This is a genomic window from Vreelandella lutescens, assembly GCF_014640815.1.
Taxonomy (GTDB): domain Bacteria; phylum Pseudomonadota; class Gammaproteobacteria; order Pseudomonadales; family Halomonadaceae; genus Vreelandella; species Vreelandella lutescens.
Genome location: NZ_BMHM01000002.1, coordinates 17,620 through 38,923, shown reverse-complemented (window position 1 = coordinate 38,923; position 21,304 = coordinate 17,620). Strand labels below are relative to the sequence as shown.

Genomic DNA, 21,304 nt, shown 5'->3' with positions numbered 1-21,304 from the left:
ATATCGTTGGGTTCACATCACCCTCAGGCGAAGCATAGACGCAAACATCACCTTGGGTGATTACTTTAACGCGCGAAAGACGCGGAAGCGGCGATTGTCAGCGAGGCTGTTAAATTCACCAAAGGCACGCTGCAACTTCTCTGGGTAGGGTAAGAACACATTGGCCACCAAGATCAGCTGCCCTTTGGGGTTCAAATGCTCAGAAGCTTGATTGATCAACCGCGTGCTAGGGCCATAGCTCACATCGCGCTCTTGATGAAACGGCGGGTTACTGACAATCACATCAAACTGTTCACCCTCAAGCGCTGAGTACACGTCACTTTCCAGCACCGTGCCCTCTAGCTCATTGGCAAGCAGCGTGCGACGGCAGGCCTCGGCAGCGAAAGCGCTGACATCCACAGCCGTGACTGCATGGCCGCGCTTGGCAAGCCAGGCACTGATAATGCCGTCGCCACAGCCCATATCCAGCACCTTCAAGGGCTTTTTAGGCAGTGCAGTTTCCAGAGCTTGCAACAGCAGTTGCGTTCCTTCATCCACCTTGCCATGGCCGAACACCCCGGGATGGCTGACTAAGCGTATATCGAGTGCATCAAAGGTTTCCCAGGCACTATCGGGTGCCTCCATCACCACCGTGCGCGTGGCAAACAACGAGCAGCGGCGAGCGTTATCCAGCTTGTCGCAGACCATGCCCAGCCCACTGAGCACTTTAGGAACGCGTTTCACGCCCCCCTGGTGCTCACCCACGATATCGATAGGCGTGTTAGCGGGCAGCACATGGCACAGCCACGCCAACCACCACATGCCCAGCTGATGCGTTTTTGGCCAAAACAGCACCACTTGGTCGGTGGGCAGTTCATTCACCGGTTCAAAAGGAGTCAAAGCCAAGCGATCACTAGCCTGCCACTGCTGGCGTAGTGCCACACTGTCACTCACCATGGCCGCTGAATGGTTTAACAGCCACGCATCTTCAGGGGGTGCTACCGGCCATAATTGGGCGGCCTGCCCGTAGTAACGTTCAAGGAGCTGGCACGCAGGCAGTTGAGCACTCATACATTCGCCTCAGGTTTGGTAACGGTATAAAGTAAATAGCGGCCTAGTCGCCAATGGGGGTCGAGCTGGCAATACTGCTTTTCAAGCGCCAGCAGTGCCTCTTGATCACTCATTTTCTCGGGGGGCTGGCGCACGTAATCCTGAAAAATACGGATGCCCGCGACGCTCTCAATGCGTAAGCCGTTATCGCTTACCCACTGGCAAATCTCATCATGGGTGACGGGAGAAATCGGGGTTAAGCGCTGGCGCTTGCCCTTACCTTCCAACTGGTCGCTTAAGGCTTTTTGGTAGTTGCCTTTCACCACGTTAGAAAAACGCAGCGCATCGCGGTTAAACACCATCAGGCTAAGCTGCCCCCCTGGAGCAAGTAGCGTTGCCAGTGTGTGCAGCGCTTGCTCGGGGTTGCCCAGCCACTCTAATACCGCGTGGCAGGTAATCAGAGGCCAGGGGCCGGGGGCTTGATGCTGAAGGGTCTGAAGAGGGGCTTCAAGGTAGCTTAGCTGCTCTGCCTGCCACCCACCTGCAGCCACTTGTTCAGCGTGCCAAGCCTTGGCATGGGCAAGCATATCTTGGGAAGGCTCTGCCATTGTCACCGCGTGGCCACGTGCCGCTAACCAACCGGACAGTTGGCCTAACCCACCGCCGACATCCAGCACAGCCTGAGCCTTTAAGTGCAGCATTTGCGGCAGCAGATAATCCAGCATCGCCAGGCGCAGCTCCCCTCGGGGTGCTTGGTAGAGCGAGCGGGAGAACTTATCCGCCAGGCCATCAAAGTAGCGGTCGCCAGCGTCGGTTAATTCGTAGGTTGGGTGCATGCCACTAGCAATCACGTTAAAAAGGGGCGCTAGTTTACCCGTTATCACCCTTAAAATCGCACCCACGATGACCTGAACATACCGCGTTCAACTATCACCGTGGGTGCCGATGCTGAGCGAAGGTTAGAACTGATCCCAGCCATCCGCAGCAGAGTGTTTGGAAGGCAGCGCTTTGGCTCTTGGCTTTTCAAGCCCTAAAGATTGCCCTGAAGACGGCGGGCGACGTAGCGCTGGTAGAGGCTGGGCTCCACTTTGTGATGTTCTGAAAGCATTCACGCTGTTGGTTAATGAAGCGGCTTCGCCGCTTAATGTGTCAGCCACGCGGCGGTAGCTCTCCATATCCGACGCACTGGCTTGAGTGGTGCTATCAATCTCGGCAATGGCGAGGCCAATTTGCGCCACTCCATCGCTTTGCTCGCTGGCGGCTCGGCTGATCTCTTCCATCAGGTCGTTCACACGCTGGCTGGCGTGGCGAATACGCTGCGTGGCGGCCTGAGTTTCGCGGGTGTGGGCAACGCTTTCCAGCACGCTTTGATTGGTATCCACAATCATACGCTGGACTTCTTTTGCCGCTTCGGCAGTTTGGTTAGAGAGCTTACGCACCTCTTGGGCCACCACGGCGAATCCACGCCCGTGTTCACCCGCACGTGCAGCTTCCACCGAAGCGTTAAGGGCTAAAATATTGGTCTGGAACGCAATGGCATCAATGGTTTGCACCATGTGCTTCATCCGCTCGGACTGCTTGGTGAGCGCTTCCATGGCATGGGCCAATTCATCGGTTAAGCGCGTTGCGGTGCCCACTTCCGCCAAGTTGGTGTCTGCCGCTTTACTCGCTAGCTGTGCATTTGATGCGCTTTGACGCACGGTGCTAGAAATTTCTTCCATACTGGCGGCAGTTTCTTGCACTGCTGAGGCCTGCTGTTCAAGCCGGTCAGCCATATTGGTGTTGTTGTTCAGGATTTGACTCACCACCGGACCAATGGCTTCCATATTGCGCTGAATATCGCTGGCGGTGGAGAGCAACGAGCGCCGCATGAGTTGCAGCGCGTCCAAGGTTTGGCGCAACGATTGACGATTGGTGGAAGGTATCACCGTGTTTAAGTTGCCCGCCGCCAGCTGCAGTGCAATATCTTTCAGCGAGGCGACCGAGCGGTTAAGCGAGCCAAGTAACAGCGCATTTACCGACCAAATGGAACTAACAAGCACCAAGGCGAGCACACCGAGTGACCACCCGGTTAAGCCAAAGCGTTGAGCGACCCAAAGCCCTGCGCCAAGCAGCGCAGCACTCGCAATGGAAGACCCAATCACGCGCGCTTTTACGCCCTCCCACTGGAAGGATGGCAGCTTGCCGCGCAGCCCTTTGCGCTTTAACTTTCCACGCTTTAAGTAGTAAGGGCAGTTATTCTCACGCATTTGGCGGTACAGGTGATCAAAGTAGCGCGCCTTCTCTTCCCCGGCGTATGAGCGTAGCGAGGCATAGCCCTGCAACTCTCCCCTATCCACTACCGGCACCACATTGGCATGCACCCAATAGTGGTCGCCGTTTTTACGACGGTTTTTGACATAGCCTTGCCAGGAAAGCCCTTCGCGCAACGTTGCCCACATATCACGGTAAACCTCGGGCGGCATATCGGGATGACGAACGACGTTATGAGGTTCGTTCATCAACTCCTCAATGGAAAAGCCGCTCACCTCGATAAAGCGCGGATTGGCGTAAGTGATATAGCCATTGATATCCGTACGGGATATTAAAAAATCATCTGGCTCAATCGGATAGTTGATTTGTGATACATAGCCATTGTTACGCATAGCCCACCTCTTTAGAAAACACCTTCGTTCACTCACAAACGCTATAGGCGTACTATGGCTCAAGGCTTAAAAAAAGTAACGACAGCAAGAAACACTGTGACATTTGTTGACATTCAGCTATTTTTCACTATAAAGCTATACAATACTTAAAAAGACACCATAAAACTTAAACAACTTTAAAAAAACATTAGCTATCAAGGCACTTACACTCTTTCACCCACCACTCTAAAAAAGCTGCCTTGCCACATTAAAAAGCACAGCGTCATGTATAGAAAAGTGTACCAATAAGTATTGGCTCTCTTGTTGATTGTCTAAATCCACTCTTATAAAACCACTATAAAAACCATTCTTTTAACATTCAAAAAGATAAATTTTTCTTCACCTTAGAAAAAATAAAAATCTTTATTAATGAATGCTGATATAGACAACCCCATGGTGAGGGTCGCAACGTTGAGGGGCTCTTGCCTTCCACTGGATGTGTCATACAGTCCTATTGCTACGTACTGCCACTAAGTACTGTCACTAAGTACTTTCGCCTAGCGCTAGCGCTCGCTTGATGAAGTCGCTCCTTCCCATACTTCACAGCGGTCACGCCCATTGTTTTTTGCTTTGTAAAGCGCCGTATCGGCCAAGCGTAGGAGCCTTTTTGGGTCCATAGTGTGGGAGGGGTAAGTCGCAATACCGCAAGAGAGCGTGATACGCCCCAGCGGCTGCTGGTGATAGCTCAGCGATTTGTGGCGTAGCGCTTCTAGCAGCTTTTCAGCGCGCGCTTCCGCTTCAGTAGCACCGGTGCCCGGCAGCAGCGCAACAAACTCTTCACCCCCCAAGCGGCAAACCACGTCCGTTCCACGAAAGTGCTGCTTCAAGAGTGCGGCAACATCAATGAGCACCGCATCGCCCGCATCATGACCAAAGTTATCGTTTACTTTTTTAAAGTGGTCGATATCAATCATCAACAAGGAGAGTGGGCTGCCCTGACGCTGCGCAAGCGCCATTTCTTGGTGAAGCAGCGTGTCGAAATGGCGACGGTTGTGCAGCCCGGTTAATGCGTCCTGCAACGACAAGCCTTTAAGCTGGTGAACCAGGGTATCCAACTCTGCCGTGCGCGCCGTTACCTGCGCTTCTAGCGTGAGGTTGGCCGCCGCCAGTTGCCGCTGTGTATGCCGGTAGTGCCAGAGTGAAATAGCCACAATGGCCAATGAAAATCCCAGCGCACCATAGCTTAAAGGAATATTTCGCCGTGGGATCAACCCATGCGCCACCAGCATATCGGCCAGTAGTAGCGGTGCAAACAGCAAAAAACTGACCACGAACAGCCGTTGCTCTAAGTTCAAACGCCGTACCCGCAGCAGCGCCAGGAGCAGCATCGTCGGTAGCGTGACTAACAGCAGTACATCAAACACGGGGAAGGTTAGCGCCAAGCTGATAACCCCTAGCTCCACTAACCCGATCGATATCACCAAATAAGCCAAGTGAAGCTGCCATAAACGTGCCATCCGGCGCTTTGGGGCACCTTCCAACCAGTGGCTTAGCAGCAAACCCATGGCAATAGGCAATGTAAAATAGCTGGCGGCTCTCACGATATCCCAAGTCAGGGGGGCATCGGCCAAAAGCTGGCGGACCGGTGTTTCTGCTAGGAGCATCAGCCCTGAGGAAAAAGCAAATAACGCAATGGCAAAAAAGCCCCGGCGCTCCGGCCCAATCATGGCGAAAATGGCGGCCAAGGTGGCCAACAGCAGGCTAAAGGCGCTGACCGCTAAATCCTGGACGGAATCGTGAAGCATGCCGTGAAGCGCATCGATCCGATCTGTCACCTCTACATCGCCCCATAACCCAATGCTGGTGTAATCGGAAAAAATGCGCAGCGAGAGCTGCTTGCCCGCAAAATCCTCCGGTAACGCCATAAGATGCCATGGCCAGCCGATAAAACGAGGCGCCTCCATATCGCCATGCTCATAGATCAGCGTGCCATCCAGAAAAATCTGGCCTACCAAATTAATACTGGTGATATGCAAGACCGGATCACGCCACTCCCCTTCTGGCAGGACCGTTTTAAACCACACTGCCTGCTGCCCGTTGCGCCCGGGCGGGTTGGAAGGAAACGCGATGGCTTGCCAAGGAGCGCTTGCGTCTAGGGGAGCATCTCCCCAACGATACTCCCAATCGGTGAGCGGCATAGGCGACGTATTAGCGGATGCCGAGCTATGGGCTAACAGCAGCAGTGTGACCGCCATCCCCATCCAGTAATAGCGCGAAATGATGTTGAGAATACCCATAAATAGTGTCCCAACCGGCTCTACGCCAGCCCACCCCCACCGTCAATGAAGTTTTCTTTATACGCTGAAAAGTGCGTTGATAACACGTTTGACGCGTTTTTAACGATGATCGATACGTCGGCCTAGTCATTATCCAGCTGTTCAGAGCGATATAACTGCCACTCGTTTTCTACCCGGCCATCTGGCAGGCGGCAGTAACGCCCGCTACCTAGCGCGCTTTCACGCGTTATTCGCTCGCCCCCCAGGCTTTCGCAATACTCTGCGGCTGCCGTTTGCATGCTCACTCCTACTCCCTTCGTGCCCGACCCCACGCCACCGGCACAGCCGGCCAGCATGAGTACCATCATCAACGCGGCATATTTCATTTTTGACGCTCCTTGGCAATAAAAAAGCTGCGCCACCTAGGCGACGCACTGCGCTCAACAATTTTTCACATATGAAACGAAGTTTACGCCGCCTCTCTCTCTACACCAGGCAACAATAAGCCATTATGCTGTGCTGACAGCCTTCCAGCTCGTTATAAGACTATGCACAACGGCTGACACCACGTCTGCTCCGCCAAATTTCAGTAGGTCATCCGATGGTTACGCCATGAAAACACACCAGGGCTCAGAAAATCGTGTTGCGCATTCACTTGAGTGGGATGAAAACCACTTGTTGAACTATGACAGCGACCCACGCTTTGACCGCATTACTCGGCTGGCGCAACAGGTGTTCACGGTGTCTACCGCACTGGTGTCCTTAATTCACCATGACCGGCTGCGATTTAAATCTTGCCAGGGGTTGGAAGGCGTTACCGACGCACCGCTAGCGCGCTCTTTTTGCAGCCACGCTGTTTTGGACAGTGGCCCCCTGATTGTTGAAGACGCGCTTAACGATCCACGGTTCATCGATCACCCGATGGTCAAAAACGCCCCCTACATACGATTCTATGCCGGCGTGCCACTACACACCCCTTCAGGCCAGCACGTAGGAACACTCTGCCTGATTGACCCCACTCCCCGCACCATCAGCGAACAGCAAATCAGCGTGCTTCAGGACATGGCCAGCATGGTCGAAGAGCTGATTCAACATGATATCGGCAACCATGCATCGCACTCAGCGCTGGCCCTTGCACTGCGGGAAAGCGAGCGGCGTGCGCGGCTTGTGATTGAAGGCACGGGCGTTGGCACCTGGCAGTGGAATGTGCAAACCGGCGACACCATTTTCAACGAGCGCTGGGCACAGATTGTTGGCTATAGCCTCGAAGAGCTCGGCCCGACGACGATTGATACGTGGCTGAACTTCGCCCATCCCGATGACCTCGCCCACTCTGGGGCCTTATTGAACGCGCACTTTCTAGGCGAAACGGAGAGCTACAGCTGCAAGGCACGAATGCGCCACAAGTTGGGGCACTGGGTGTGGGTGCATGACCGTGGGCAGGTGTTCGACTGGACCCCAGATGGCCAGCCGTTGTTAATGTACGGCACTCATACCGACATTACCCATGAGGTAGCCGCTCAGCAGGCTCTGCAAGCCAGCCGCGATGAGTTCGCCTCGCTGCTGAGCAATATGCCCGGCGTCACCTATCGCTGTTTGCCCGATGAAAACTGGACCATGCTCTACATCAGCGGCCAAATAGACCGCATTAGCGGGCATCCCGCCGAAGAGCTAATTAACAACGCCCGCCTGAGCTATGCCGACCTCATCCACCCTGACGATACCGACAGCGTAGGCGAAGCCATTGAAACCGCCAAAGCATTGAATGAAGGGTGGCATATAGAGTACCGGGTACGCCACATTGATGGCAGTTGGCGCTGGGTGGAAGAGCGTGGCAACTGGGTGAAGGGCGATGCACAGCATCCCATCATTATGGAAGGCTTTATTGTCGACATTACCCGCGAGCACGAAGCCCGCGCACAGTTACGCAAGCATCACGAAGCGCTGCTGCTGCTCAACGACATTGCGTTTAACTCGCTCGACACCCTCGATGCCAAAATTCAGTATGCGCTACACACCACCAGGCACTATCTCGGCTTAGACCTCGCCATTCTCAGCCAAATTGAGGGCGAAGTTTATACAGTTCGCTGGGTGGAAGCCGCGCCCACCTTCGCCCTAAGCCCTGGCGAGCGCTTCGAGTTGGGCAGCACGTGGTGTCATTTGCTGTTTTCTGGACAGAGTAAAGAGCTGTTTATTGCCAATGTGCCCGATAGCGAATTTCATGCCCACCCCTGCTATCAAGCGTTCCCCCTGGGGGCTTATGCCGCGCTGATGATTGAAGTGGAAGGCCAAGTATTTGGCACGCTCAACTTCTCCTCCGCCGCCCCCCGGCCCGCGGATTTTGATGAGAGCGAAACGCTCTTTCTACGCTTGCTTGCCCGCTGGCTAGCCGATACGTTAACCAACAGCCTAAGCAATGAACGCATCACCAAGCTAATGGCTCAGCTGCCGGGCGTCATTTATCAGTATCGGCAATTCCCTGATGGCCGCCCGACCTTCCCGTTCAGCTCGCAGCAGATTCAAATCATGTACGGCTTAACCCCTCAACAGGCAGCGCTGGATGGCAGCCCCGCGTTTGAGCGTATTCACCCAGACGACCTAGCGCCAGTAGCGGCCGCCATTCAACACTCCGCCAGCACGCTAGAGGATTGGCACGCTACCTATCGCGTTAAAAATTCCCAAGGTGCCTACCGCTGGACCTCTGGGCAGGCGCGGCCCGAACGGCTCGCGGATGGCAGTGTGTTGTGGCATGGCTACCTGCACGACATCCATGAACAAGAGTTGGCCCGTAAAGCCATGGAGCGAAACGAAAGCCGCCTAAGGGGACTGTTCGAGTTTGCCCCCATCGGTATTGCATTGAACGACTTCGAGACCGGGCAGTTTATCGACCTCAACGACGCCCTCACCCTGCCTTCCGGCTATACCCGAGAAGAGTTTGTTAATCTCAGCTATTGGGACCTCACCCCACAGGAGTACCAACAAGTAGAGCAGCAAGTGCTGGTGAGTCTAGAGACCGAAGGCCGCTATGGGCCCTTTGAAAAAGAGTATATCCGCAAAGACGGCAGCCGATATCCGGTACGCCTACAAGGAATGCTCAGCCAAGACCCCGACGGGCGATTAGTGATTTGGTCGCTGATTGAAGACATCACCGAGCGTCGTCGGCTAGAGAAAATGAAAACCCAGTTCATCGCCACCGTGAGCCATGAATTACGCACCCCGCTCACCTCTATTAACGGCTCGCTGGGGCTCATGGCGGGCGGTGCAGTGGGTCAACTCCCTGCCCCGGCCAATGCGCTGCTGGAAACGGCGCAGCGCAACGTGAACCGGCTAGCATCGTTAATCAACGACCTGCTCGATATGGAAAAGCTGGTGGCAGGCAAAATGCCCATGAACATGGAAGTTCAGCCCCTCACACCGCTGGTAGCGGAAGCGATTGAGTCCATGGCGGGGTACGGAGAGCAGCACAAAGTGAGTATTCACGCCACACCGCAGTGGCCGGAGATACGCGTTAACGTAGACGGCCCACGGCTCATCCAAGCGCTAACCAACTTAATGTCGAATGCCGTCAAATTTACGCCTCAAGGTAAAACCGTCGACATCTCGATTAGCTACCACCATGCCAACGCCCACATCTGCGTTCGCGACTACGGCCCAGGTGTCGACCCCGCGTTTCAATCCCAACTCTTCCAGCGCTTTTCACAGGCTGACGGCAGCGACACGCGCAAACTCCCCGGCACCGGCTTAGGGCTTGCCATTACTCGTGAAATCACCCAACAGCTTGGCGGTGAAGTGCATTACCGCGATGCCCAAAACGGCGGCGGCGAGTTCTATATCGAGCTGCCAGGAGAGCTAATTTGCTGATATGCACAATGGAAGCTAGGCTGTTGACAGGGTTTGTACAGCATTACGCAAACCCTGTTAGCTTTTGCACAAGCCATTGATAGGCGTGTAAGAGCACCCTGCTAGCCATTCATAAGGAGAGTGACACCATGTCTAGCCCAGAGCATAAGCAAAAAATCTGGAAGATGATCAAGGATATCAAGGTCGGCATGCTGGTAACGTTAGACCACGACACGCCCCGCGCCCGCCCCATGCACCTAGTGCAAGACGAATACGACGGCACACTCTGGTTCTTCACCCGCCGCAGCGCTGAAAAAGTACTCGAAACCCAAAGCGACCACGATGTGTGCCTCAGTTTCTCCGATCAAGACGATGGCGTGTATGTCTCTTTATCAGGCAAAGCCAACGTGATCGACAACCGCGAATTGATCGAGAAGTACTGGAACCCCTTTGTCGCGGCCTGGTTCCCCGAAGGCAAAGACGACCCAGATGTCGCGCTTCTAGAAGTGAAGGTAGAGATGGGGGAACACTGGAAAGCCAAAGAGAGCAAAGCGTTCCAGCTGTACGAGATTGCCAAAGCCAATCTCAAAAAAGACGCCACGCCCAACTTGGGCGAAAACGAGAAATTCGGTGGATAAACCACTCGCAAAGCGCCCGCTGGTTCGGGCGCTTTTTTCTACCGCGCTAACAGTGATGGTTTGGGTAGCCAGCCCTTTCGCGTGGGCTGAAAGCGATGCACCAGCCGCATGCGGCCCTACCGAACAGTTGGGGGCACCGCGCTAGTAAGCTGCCTGCTGGGTAAGAGTGACGCCTTAGGTCTTTGGCGCCCCTAACAGGAGTAGAGCCTGCAACCTGCCGCTTTCAAGCAGGATCTGAGTTAGTTTCATACATTATTAAGCATCCTTTTAAATCCCGATCAATTCAACAAAATCATTAACTTAAAACGAAAATCCATCTTATTGTGTCTCATGCTTTCCACCTCTATACTGCCACAGCTGTGGGGGAGAAAAATCCTCATTTAAGAGACACAATTCTTTAAAGCGAAAACAGAAAAGGACGAACTATTATTAGCCCGCCCTTTATTCAGATACAATATAAATATTACTTAACGACTTACTGGTTTAACACCTGCAACTCTGAAGACGAAAAATATTGCGTATCATTTAATTGTTGCTGTGCAGTAGACTCAGGATAGGAAATTTTATTATCTTCTCCAGATCCTCTTTCGGCCATCGCCATACTTGAAAAGAGAGCTAAAGCAACAGCGGCAGCGATATGAATAACTTTCATACTGTAAACCTCACAAGATAAAATAAGAATAAAGTTAGCCAGTGGCTCAACGACGGCTATGGTTAGTTGCCACGATAAGTGGAGTAGCCATAAGGGCTTAATAGCAACGGAATGTGGTAGTGCTGTTCCGTGTCTTCCACTTCGAAAGGCACCGGAATATCGGGGAAGAAAGTAGCTATGTCGCGCTCTTCAAACCAAGCACCCGTTTCAAAAGTGACGCGATAGACACCCGGCAAAAACGCTTCACTGTCTGGATAAAGCGAGGAAACACGCCCCACTTCATCTGTGGTCGCCGTTGACAAGGACTCCCAACCCGCATCGGTACGGCGTTCCAACTCCACCTCAACGCCAGATGAAGGCAATCCACTTTGAATGTTAAGCACATGGACGCTGAGCGGGTTATCGCTTGCCTGCGCCATGGCTGCCACGCTACTGAAGATAATTCCGGTTACTAATGCAGATACAGTTTTCATAAAACACCTCTGAAAGTGAAGCCATACTGGCTGATATTGCTCTCGTCATCTCAAATGAAGGTGACTGTTGGCTATTGCTTTACTGCGGTAAAACTCGCTCGACGGCCGCTATGGCACACCCTTCATCAATGGCTGAGCCACCGGCACCCGCCACACCCAATGCCCCAATGATTTCGTCGCCCGACCGCAGCGGAACACCGCCACCAAGCAGTAGTAATTCATCAAGCGTATTGAGATTTTCTGACTCGGAATCTTGGCGGGCACGCTCGGCAAGCTCTCGGCTGTAGCTGCCTGTCGACAGAGACGTAAACGCCTTGCGTTGTGCTGCCAGAGTGTTGTGGGGGCCAATATTGTCATCGCGCTGCAAAGCGACTAGGTTGCCTCCACGGTCAACGGCCGCCACAACAGCTGTTCGTCCGTCGGCATGACACGCCTCTAGGGTTGCGCTCACTAGTCGATTCGCTAGCTCTAGTGACAGGTTTTGCTGTTGAACAGGTCCAACATCGGCAAGTGCGCTACCTGCTAGTAGGACAGCGCCAAGCATCGGCAGGCGAGCGAATCGTAATGTCATGGGAACCTCCTTATGAATGAACGAGGCCATACTGACACGCTGAACTCGTCAGCTACCTGACGGCAACATTACAGATTTGTAATGTGAAAAGTGGGTTATTCCGGCTAATCTGTTCCGATTTAGCGGGGATGACGGCATGCGTATCCTGGTAGTAGAAGATGAACAAAAGACCGCTAACTACCTAAGCAAAGGACTCGGCGAATCGGGATATAGTGTTGAGGTAGCCAGGGATGGGTTAGATGCGCAGCACTTGATCAATGAGGATGAGTTTGACCTAGTGGTTCTCGATGTGATGTTGCCGGGTTTGGACGGCTGGCAGTTGCTGCAGCTGATACGCCGACGGAGCCAAGTGCCGGTCCTTTTTCTGACAGCGAGAGACGCTGTCGAGGATCGCGTAAAGGGGCTGGAACTTGGTGCCGACGACTACCTTGTTAAGCCCTTCTCCTTTATAGAGTTTCTCGCAAGGGTACGCACCTTGTTGAGACGCAGCCCGCCTCGAGAGCGAGAGCATTTTCGTGTTGCAGATATGGAGATGGATGTACTGCGCCGGCGTGTAACACGGCAAGGCGAGCGTATCGCTTTGACCAACAAAGAGTTCGCCCTGCTGGAGCTTTTTCTTGACCGGGAAGGCGAAGTATTGTCGCGTACTTACATAGCCTCTCGGATATGGAAAATGAATTTTGATAGCGACACCAACGTCGTTGAAGTCGCTGTACGACGCCTTCGCGCCAAAGTGGACGACCCTTTTACACACAAACTTATACATACCGAACGTGGTATGGGCTATGTACTTGAGGATCGTACCTAATGCGCATCATTAACTCCTTAGCAGTGCGCCTGTCGCTCTTATTTGCGTTGGTCAGCGTATTACTGTTGGGCTGCATTGGTACTTACCTCTATCACTCATTAACCCGTGAAATAGCGTGGCGTGATGACCAAATGCTACAAGGACGTTTGGAGCGTTTAGAGTCACTCATCGACAATGGAGAGAGCGTTGACATGCTTCACCGCCGCTCTCATCTCTATGCCAACATGCTGGGCAATCGAGACAGTCTGCTGTGGATATTGGACGCTAGCAGCCGGGTGCTGATTGAAATCAACCCGAGCGACTTATCCGTGCCTAATCTACCAATGACAGATACGGTTCGTATGTTGGACACCACTGGACCTGTTCAAGCGAGATTGGCATGGCATACGTTTATACATGACGGCCGCTCTTTCACACTGATTGCAGGAAAGTTATTGGATGAGCGCAACCAAATGCTCAGGGCTTACCAATTAACACTTTGGTTTGCTATGGCAATGGGTGCGTTGCTCGCCCTTTTGTTGGGATGGGGAGTGAGTCGCCATGGCTTGAAGCCGTTGCAACGTTTAGTTGAGCAAGCCAATCGCATCAATATTCGCCAGTTAGATCGGCGTTTAGAGGTTGCGAGCGAAGCCCAAGAAATCAGTCATCTGAGTCATGGCTTGAATCGTATGCTAGATCGACTCGAAGCCGGTTTTTCGAAGCTATCCCGCTACTCCGCTGATATGGCCCATGAGCTTCGGACGCCATTGACCAACCTACTTGGACAGACTCAACATACTTTGCGGCGGGAAAGAAGCGCATCTGAATATCAACAGGTGCTGGCATCGAATATTGAAGAGTACGAACGCTTGTCAAAGATGATTGATAGCATCTTGTTTCTCGCACGTACTGAGGCACCTTCTAAAGAGAGCGCCACGGAAGAGGTCGACATTGGATTGTTAGTCATGCAGCTCTGTGATTATTTTGAGGGCATGGCAGAAGACGATGGGCGCATGCTCATTAATAACGCGTCAGGCCTCATAGTCGCGAACCGTGACCTACTTCGCACCGCTTTGGCCAACTTGATCGCCAATGCACTGCAACACGGCCGTTCTAATACCCCTATTCACATCAGCACGCATATCACTGGGGAAAAGCTCCATCTCGACGTTCATAATCGAGGCGATATTATTTCCCAAGATGACCTACCTCGCGTTTTCGAACGCTTCTACCGCTGTGACCCTTCCCGCACTGGCGTAGCCGCATCGGGAGGGCTAGGACTGGCTATCGTTCAGTCGATTGCGCATTGGCATGGCGGAGAAGTATACGCAGAGAGTAGCGATAAAAATGGCACGACGTTTACTCTGATACTACCTAATTCCTAAGTATTAATATCGATGGTTATTTTCTTATCAAAAAAGCATGTCATGTGGACGTCATGTCAGCTGACGGATCAACAACTCTATCCTTTGGGACTCGCTTTATGAACATCACTGTCTCATGATCTCATTCAGCAACAGTGTCAAAATCAGACCACTCGACGAGTGAAAGAAGGGTTGGCTTTCGCCGACATGCTATTACCCCTTACCCTTGCAGGGTGAGGGCTTCACGGAGAGTTTTATGGACTACAAACATGCAATTGTGAAGATAGAAGATGGCACGGAAACTCTGCTTTGCAACAACTGCGGCATCGTCATTGCTAAGGGTGCGCAACATGAAGACAGGGAACACTACTGTACAATGTGTATGAGCGGTAATTGCAAAGCAAAATTCAAGGAAGAGTAGTAACAAAGTGAGGGCAAAAGGCCTAAGGTAAGACCCAAAAATGGCAACGCAAATGAAAATTTTCTGTATTACATACAGATATCCGATCTATCGCTAGCAGTTCAAGAGTTGCCACAGGCAATTAAACGGGCGTAAGCACCCTTCATGTAGGTACTCACAAGCCAGGCGCTAATACCCCCCGAAAACAAATGCCTAAAATGATCGTAGCGAGCGTTTTTTGTGGGGGCGTTTGTGGGGGCGAAACAAAAAATCGGCTTTCGGGCCATAGACACAGTAGCGCTAAACTATTGATATATCTGGCGTCCCTGGCAGGAGTCGAACCTGCGACCTGCCGCTTAGGAGGCGGCTGCTCTATCCTACTGAGCTACAGGGACTTATGGGGCGCATAGTATAGCCTCTTGATGCGCCCCGGCCAACCGCAGGTGTTTAAAACCTACGATGAGTTAAATCCAGCCCAGCAGGCGCAGTGCGAAGATGCCCAGAGTGACGGTGATACTCGCCATGAGCGTGGTCATAGCGATGATGTTCGCGGCCAGCGCGACGTTGCCGTTGATCGCTTTGACCATCACAAAACTGGCGGCGGCGGTGGGGCTGGCGAAGAACAGGAACAGCAGCCCAAGCTGGCTGCCCGAGAAGCCCATCAACCATGCTGCCACGGTGGAAAGCACAGGCAGTATGAGCATTTTCATCAGGCTTGCGCTGAGTGCTACCTGACTACCCTCTCGCATACTCGATACCGACAGCGTCGCACCAATGCAGATGAGCGCCAGCGGCAGCGTTAAAGAGGCAAAGTAATTACCCGAGGTCATCACCCAGCTGGGCAGCGAAACGGAAAACGCCGTAAACGGCAGCGCCGCAAACACTGAGAGAATCAGCGGGTTTTTGACGATATGGCTAAGCAGGCTGCGCCAGTCGGTAGATTGCCCTGGCTGGTAAGCCGCCAGGGCTACCACGGAAAGTGCGTTGTACATCACGATCACCACGCCCAGCAGCAGGCTACCGGCGGAGAGCCCGTAATTACCATACATACCTGCCGCGAGCGCTAGCCCCACGACCCCGCAATTACCGCGAAACGCCCCTTGCACGTAAATGCCTCGGTCCGCCATGGGCACACGAAAATGCGCCCAGCCCCAGCTCAGCGCAAACTGCCCAAGGGTCGCCACTGCAAAAAACAGCAGCAAAGGCACATCCAGCGCAACACTTAGGTCAGCTTTGACTAGACTTAGAAAAATCAGCGTCGGCAGTGTGGCTTTAAACACTAAGGATGAGGCGGTAGAGATGAAAGCACTATCAATCCAGCCTAAGCGCTTAAGGCCAATGCCTATAAACACCATGGCAAACACGGGTAGGGTAACGTCTAGGGTGCGTGTAAAAAGCTCAAGTAGGTCCACGAAAGCGCTCTCAGTCGAATCAGCATCCTCTTATACTCTACCGTTGACTGAGATTTGTCGACTCGCTAGACAGTGACGCCACCATAAGGGAAAGTAAGCACAAACGCGCATCATCACTTATAGGTCACTTATGGTTCCGCCAGCCAGCCCTGAATATGAAGAAAAGCGGCTTCTCACGCTCAAGCGGTATACCTTAGGCGACCTATCGGCTGACCAGCATTTTGACCGAATTACCCAGCTCGCCGCGGCCTACTGCGATACTCCCGTGGCGCTAATCACGCTGGTAGATGACACCCATGTGTGGATTAAAAGCAGCGTAGGAAAAGCGGTAGATGGCGTGTCGCGATACCACTCTTTCTGTGGTGCCGCTATTGAAGAGCGACAGTTTTTTGAAGTGCCAGATGCTCGCGAGGATGACGTTCTGAAGCATCTACCGGTGGTCACGTCACCGCCCCATATCGTGTTTTACGCAGGGATGCCGCTCATCGCCGATAATGGCAGCGTGATGGGGACCCTATGCGTGATGGACCATCAGCCTCGCCGTTTATCCTCTAACCAAAAAGATCTACTCCAGCAGTTGGCCAGCAGCACAGTGCTGCAGTTTGAGCACTACTTGTTTCATCGGGCTTCCCATGCGATCAGTAACGCCGCCATCGGCCTATGGGAAATGGACGTTCCCAGTCGGGCCACGCATTGGAACGAGGTAGTGAGCGAGCTCTACGATATTGAGAAGCGTGACGCGCGCACCTTTGAGCAGCGCATGGATGCCTACACCCCCGAAGACCGCAAGCGGCTGATTAACGCCATTGACACCGCCATTGAGCAGCGCCAAGCCTTTAACGACACGTTTCAGTTGACTACCTTCACTGGCGAGCCGCGCTGGGTCAGGATTACCGGCAATCCACTCATCGTAGAAGGCAATGTGGTGCAGTTAATTGGCACCATGCTGGATGTGACCCCGCGCAAACAGATAGAAACGCAGCTGCTGCGCCAGCAGGCATTAGAGCAAGCGATCATGCGCGCTCAAGCCAGCTTTATCGATGGGCAAGGCGATGCCCAAGCGCTTAACTCGCTCTTAGAAGACCTGCTAGCGCTTACGAGCAGTGGGTATGGCTTTATCGGCGAAGTGCTCTACAACGACGCCCAAGCGCCTTATTTAGTCGCCCACGCCATCACCGATATTACGTGGGACCAAGCCTCTAAGCAGTTTTACGACCACAACGCCCCAGACGGCATGATATTCAGCAACCTCGACACCCTCTTTGGCCACGTGATGCGCCATGAAGAAGTGGTGATTTCTAACGCCCCTGCGATAGATGCACGGCGCGGTGGATTACCACCAGGACACCCACCGCTGAATGCCTTCTTAGGCGTGCCGATACACTCCAATGGCCACTGTATTGGAATGATTGGCCTAGCCAACCGCCCCAATGGCTATGATGAGGCGCTGGTAGATTTCTTGGCACCGCTGCTGGGCAGCATTGGTCAGTTTATTAACAACCTACGCAACCACCGCCAGCAGCGCCAGGATCAAAAAGCGATTGCGCGCCTCTCGATGGTCGCCAAAAACACCAGCAACGGTGTGGTAATTACCGATGCCAACGGCAACATTGAGTGGATCAACGATGGATTTACTCGGCTAAGTGGCTACACATTTGAAGAAGCTGTTGGCCAAAAGCCGGGCAAACTGGTGCAAGGGAGCGCGACGGATCACGCCACCGTACGCCGAATTGCCCATGCCCTGCGCCATCGTCAACGCTTTGAAGAAGAGCTGCTGAACTACCGTAAAGACGGTACCCCTTACTGGGTACATATCAGCTGTAACCCACTGCCCGCCAGCGAACAGGCAGGTGGGGGCTTTATTGCCATTCAATCGGACATTACCGAAACCAAGCGTCATGAAGAGGCGCTTTATAAAGCCGCCAATATTGATGAACTAACGGGACTGCCGAACCAGCGTTTAGCGCGCACTCAGTTAGAAGCATTAACGCAGCATCGCGAACCGCTTACAGTCTTTGTGCTCAACATTGATGACTTTAAACGCCTGAATGATCTGTTTGGCTACCCTGTTGGGAATCATATTTTAAAGCGTCTTGCTAAGCGCCTAGAGGCACTGGTGAGACCACTGCATCAGCAGGGCATTGCCGGTAGGTTAAGCGGCGACGAATTCGTGGTGATCGCGCCTAGGCAGCAGTTAACCAGCGCAGCGCTGCAGCAAACGATTCAGCAACCTATGAGGATACAAGGCCATACATTAAAGCTGACCACCTGCATTGGCATGACCTGCTACCCAGAAGATGAGGTAGATTCAGACACGCTGTTTCGCCACGCCTACCAAGCACTGTATCAAGCCAAAACTCAGGGGGTGGCGCAATGCGTGCGCTACAGCACCGATGAGGAGCATCTCTCGCGAATGCGCCAGCAGGAGCGCAGCGCCATTCAGCACGGGCTGAACAACCGCGAATTTCAACTCTTTTACCAGCCTCAGGTCGACCTCCAGTCGAAGGAGGTGGTGGGTGCCGAGGCGCTTATCCGCTGGCAGCATCCCAAGCGGGGCTTATGTGCACCTGGGGAGTTTTTACCCCTGATTGAAGGGAGCGAATTAGAGTTTCGCTTAGGTGAATGGGTCATTGAAGCTGCGTTAAAACAGCTTCAACAGTGGCAGCAACAGGGCATTGCGCTACAGGTGAGTGTCAATATCAGCCCGCAGCATCTGTTGCATCAAGGCTTTTTACCTCAGTTAGAACAGCTTTTAGAACGCTATGCCGATGTACCTACCAAGCTGCTGGCCATTGAGATTCTAGAATCCGCCACGCTGGATGATATGCAAGCCGCCCTGCATGTGCTCGAAAACTGCCAACGGCTGGGAATTGATGTCGCGCTGGATGATTTCGGCACCGGCTACTCATCGCTGGCCTACTTCCGCCGTCTGCCGGTGCAGCTCATTAAGGTTGATCGAGACTTTGTTCGCGACATGCTGGAGAGCGAAGATGACCGGGCGATTGTGGAGAGTATCGTCTTCTTGGCGAAGAAGTTTTCTAGGCCTGTGCTGGCGGAAGGGGTCGAAACCTTAGCACACGCGCAGGCGCTGCTGTCGTTGGGCTGCTTTCTTGCTCAAGGCTATGGCATTGCACGCCCTATGCCCGCGGAGAAACTGCCTCAGTGGCTAGCAGCGTGGCAGCGCGAGGGCTTTCCAGAAGCGTATTAATCGAACAGCGCCATCGGATCAAATTCGCTAGGCAGTTTCACGACCACGCCGTCACGCCCCTGCCCTTTGGCTTCATAGCTGGCAGCGTCTGCACGAGAAAGCGCGGCTTCTACGGTGTCATCATTATCATCAAAGGTCGTCACACCGATACTCAGAGTCACGGTGTACTCCTTCCCCTCATGGGTGACTGAAACCTCGCTCACTGCTTGGCGCAACGACTCCGCAATACGCTCTGCCTGGTTCAACGTACAACTGGGTAGCAGCACGCCAAATTCATCACCGCCCTGGCGGGCAACATGGTCGCTACGGCGCACTTCCCAAGCCACTATCTGAGCAATACGGCGCAGCATTTCATCGCCCAGGGCGTGGCCGCCCTCATCGTTAATGGGCTTAAAATGATCCAAATCAAACAGTAACAGCGCTGAGGGAGTGCTGGTCTTCTGGAAGTCGGCAAAGGCTTCTTCTAAACGGCGGTCAAACCCTCGGCGATTCAAGAGCCCGGTGAGCGGGTCGTGCTCCGCCTCCCAACGCTGCAGTGCCTCCTGCTGGCGGCGTTCGGTAATGTCCTTCACTACCCCGACCAACCCTAACGAGTGCCCTCCCTGGGAAAGCATCACCACTCGCGCATGTACATCTAGCCACAGGGTTTCTTGATCGCTGCGCACAAAGCGCAGTTGGCGCACAAAGTCGCTACCTGTTTTTAAACTATGCACCCACATATCCCTGGCCCCTTCACGATCATCCGCATGGACTTGCTCTATCCACGCTTCCATAGGGGTGTCCGAAGGAATGTCCAGCATCTCGAGGAGGGCGGGATTCATATAGGTGATTTTGCCGCCAAAGTTGGCAACAAACATACCTTGAGGGGTCGCGCTTAACACCGAGTCTAAAAACGCCTGACGCTCTTGCAGGTGGCCCACCAACTGCTGACGCTCGTGCTCTACCCGGTTAAAGGTGACTGCGACCTGCTGCAATTCTTGCATACTCGTGGCTAAATCCAGGCTTTCTCGTTGACCAACGCCCACCTCACCAATTTGCGCCTCAAGATGATCAAGCGGCTTGAGAATACGAGCGAGCAGCCACCATAAAAGTGGCATCATGATCAATGCAGTCACAAACCAGATGCCTAACAGCTTGTAAATAAATCCTGATAGCGGAAGCTGTGCCTGGTCGGCAGGCAAAAACAAGCCGACCACCCAATCGGCGGGCCATACTTGGGCATACGCCTGCAGGCTGACATTGCCATTCGCAAGCTCTGCAACGCCCTCGCCGTTCCAGCCAGCCAAAGCGAGCTCTAATAGCGGGTTTAATTGAACATCACTGATTTCAGCATTCACCAGCGCATGATCAGGATGATAAAGAATTTTGCCGGACGCAGTAGAAACAGCAGCATACCCTTCGTTACCTAATCGGATAGTACTTAGCCGATTAAACATCCCACTGCTTTTAAGGCTAACAATACCTCCCACAAACCCAGCAAAACGACCATCTGAGTCCATACGAGGGACACTGATCAGAACTAATGGCATGCCGCTGGCACGACCCACAAAGGGCTCACTGACATAAGGACGGCGCACCCCCCTCACCATTTTAAAATACTCAAGCTCTGAGGTATCTAGGCCTACTCGCCCCACAACGCTTGGCCAGTCGCTAAGAATGACACCTTTTTCATCACTGATGACTAAGCCTTCAAACCACGCCAGTAGAGAACTATTTTTTTGCAGTTCATAGTTCAACCATGACGTGTCATTTGACAGACCAAGTGCCCCGTTCAAGCGCTCCAATGCATTAATGCGCTGATTGATCTGCTGAGTAATTTCATCAGCCAGCAGGTCAGCCTCGTACCGCAGATGGGCCATATTTGTATCGTGGACCATGGTTTTACCCACCTGCCATGCCATACCAAGCACTGAGGCCGCCAATATGGCTAAGGCACAGGAAAGTCCCAGCAAAAGCCGGCTTTTTAAAGAACGAAACGTAATAAGCCTATGAATTATGGGGGCTAAGCGCACCAAAAATCCCTATTTCGT

General features: G+C 53.2%; 15 protein-coding genes and 1 tRNA gene. 5 read left to right on the top strand and 11 right to left on the bottom strand.

Annotated elements, in window-relative coordinates; translation table 11 throughout:
* Positions 1 to 60: 60 nt before the first annotated feature.
* The 5 genes from IEW65_RS04435 to IEW65_RS04415 all read right to left on the bottom strand — a co-directional run bounded on the left by IEW65_RS04435 (position 61) and on the right by IEW65_RS04415 (position 6,315).
* Entirely contained in the window at positions 61 to 1,050 is a 990-nt protein-coding gene (locus IEW65_RS04435; RefSeq protein ID WP_188638305.1) for a methyltransferase, read from the bottom strand.
* Positions 1,047 to 1,865 (bottom strand): methyltransferase domain-containing protein, encoded by an 819-nt coding sequence (locus tag IEW65_RS04430; protein WP_188638304.1) that lies wholly within the window; start codon positions 1,863 to 1,865, stop codon positions 1,047 to 1,049. The genes IEW65_RS04435 and IEW65_RS04430 overlap by 4 nt, the downstream gene beginning before the upstream one ends.
* 123 nt (positions 1,866 to 1,988) lie before the next feature.
* Complete coding sequence (locus tag IEW65_RS04425) at positions 1,989 to 3,674, bottom strand: methyl-accepting chemotaxis protein (RefSeq protein ID WP_188638303.1); 1,686 nt, start codon at positions 3,672 to 3,674, stop codon at positions 1,989 to 1,991.
* Between the two features lie 542 nt (positions 3,675 to 4,216).
* Complete coding sequence (locus tag IEW65_RS04420) at positions 4,217 to 5,950, bottom strand: GGDEF domain-containing protein (RefSeq protein ID WP_188638302.1); 1,734 nt, start codon at positions 5,948 to 5,950, stop codon at positions 4,217 to 4,219.
* Between the two features lie 122 nt (positions 5,951 to 6,072).
* Positions 6,073 to 6,315, bottom strand: coding sequence for a putative hemolysin (locus IEW65_RS04415; protein ID WP_229755476.1), 243 nt, complete (start codon positions 6,313 to 6,315; stop codon positions 6,073 to 6,075).
* 226 nt (positions 6,316 to 6,541) lie between these two features.
* On the opposite strand from IEW65_RS04415, the gene IEW65_RS04410 reads away from it, so the two are divergent.
* Positions 6,542 to 9,790 (top strand): PAS domain-containing protein, encoded by a 3,249-nt coding sequence (locus IEW65_RS04410; RefSeq protein ID WP_188638301.1) that lies wholly within the window; start codon positions 6,542 to 6,544, stop codon positions 9,788 to 9,790.
* A gap of 128 nt (positions 9,791 to 9,918) precedes the next feature.
* Entirely contained in the window at positions 9,919 to 10,407 is a 489-nt protein-coding gene (locus IEW65_RS04405) for a pyridoxamine 5'-phosphate oxidase family protein (RefSeq protein ID WP_188638300.1), read from the top strand.
* A 475-nt stretch (positions 10,408 to 10,882) separates the two neighbouring features.
* Here IEW65_RS04405 and IEW65_RS04400 read toward each other — a convergent pair whose 3' ends face one another.
* From IEW65_RS04400 to IEW65_RS04390, 3 genes are all read right to left on the bottom strand, one after another.
* A complete protein-coding gene (locus tag IEW65_RS04400) occupies positions 10,883 to 11,059 on the bottom strand; it encodes a hypothetical protein (protein ID WP_188638299.1) in 177 nt (58 codons plus the stop codon).
* A gap of 62 nt (positions 11,060 to 11,121) precedes the next feature.
* Complete coding sequence (gene uraH / locus IEW65_RS04395; protein ID WP_188638298.1) at positions 11,122 to 11,532, bottom strand: hydroxyisourate hydrolase; 411 nt, start codon at positions 11,530 to 11,532, stop codon at positions 11,122 to 11,124.
* A 79-nt stretch (positions 11,533 to 11,611) separates the two neighbouring features.
* Positions 11,612 to 12,103: a GlcG/HbpS family heme-binding protein gene (locus tag IEW65_RS04390; protein ID WP_188638297.1), complete on the bottom strand. Its 492-nt coding sequence runs from the start codon at positions 12,101 to 12,103 to the stop codon at positions 11,612 to 11,614.
* Between the two features lie 136 nt (positions 12,104 to 12,239).
* Here IEW65_RS04390 and IEW65_RS04385 point away from each other — a divergent pair, with 136 nt between their 5' ends.
* Positions 12,240 to 12,911 carry a heavy metal response regulator transcription factor gene (locus tag IEW65_RS04385; protein ID WP_188638296.1) on the top strand — a complete coding sequence of 224 codons (672 nt, stop codon included), beginning with the start codon at positions 12,240 to 12,242 and terminating at the stop codon, positions 12,909 to 12,911.
* Positions 12,911 to 14,275 carry a heavy metal sensor histidine kinase gene (locus IEW65_RS04380; protein WP_188638295.1) on the top strand — a complete coding sequence of 455 codons (1,365 nt, stop codon included), beginning with the start codon at positions 12,911 to 12,913 and terminating at the stop codon, positions 14,273 to 14,275. The genes IEW65_RS04385 and IEW65_RS04380 overlap by 1 nt, the downstream gene beginning before the upstream one ends.
* A 697-nt stretch (positions 14,276 to 14,972) precedes the next feature.
* Here the strand turns inward: IEW65_RS04380 and IEW65_RS04375 are convergent.
* A tRNA-Arg gene (locus IEW65_RS04375) sits at positions 14,973 to 15,049 on the bottom strand.
* 69 nt (positions 15,050 to 15,118) lie between these two features.
* A complete protein-coding gene (locus IEW65_RS04370; RefSeq protein WP_188638294.1) occupies positions 15,119 to 16,066 on the bottom strand; it encodes an AEC family transporter in 948 nt (315 codons plus the stop codon).
* 130 nt (positions 16,067 to 16,196) lie between these two features.
* On the opposite strand from IEW65_RS04370, the gene IEW65_RS04365 reads away from it, so the two are divergent.
* Positions 16,197 to 19,274, top strand: a complete 3,078-nt coding sequence (locus IEW65_RS04365; RefSeq protein WP_188638293.1) for a bifunctional diguanylate cyclase/phosphodiesterase — start codon at positions 16,197 to 16,199, stop codon at positions 19,272 to 19,274.
* Here the strand turns inward: IEW65_RS04365 and IEW65_RS04360 are convergent.
* Positions 19,271 to 21,151 (bottom strand): sensor domain-containing diguanylate cyclase, encoded by a 1,881-nt coding sequence (locus IEW65_RS04360; protein WP_229755475.1) that lies wholly within the window; start codon positions 21,149 to 21,151, stop codon positions 19,271 to 19,273. The two genes, IEW65_RS04365 and IEW65_RS04360, sit on opposite strands and share 4 nt — an antisense overlap.
* Positions 21,152 to 21,304 lie beyond the last annotated feature (153 nt).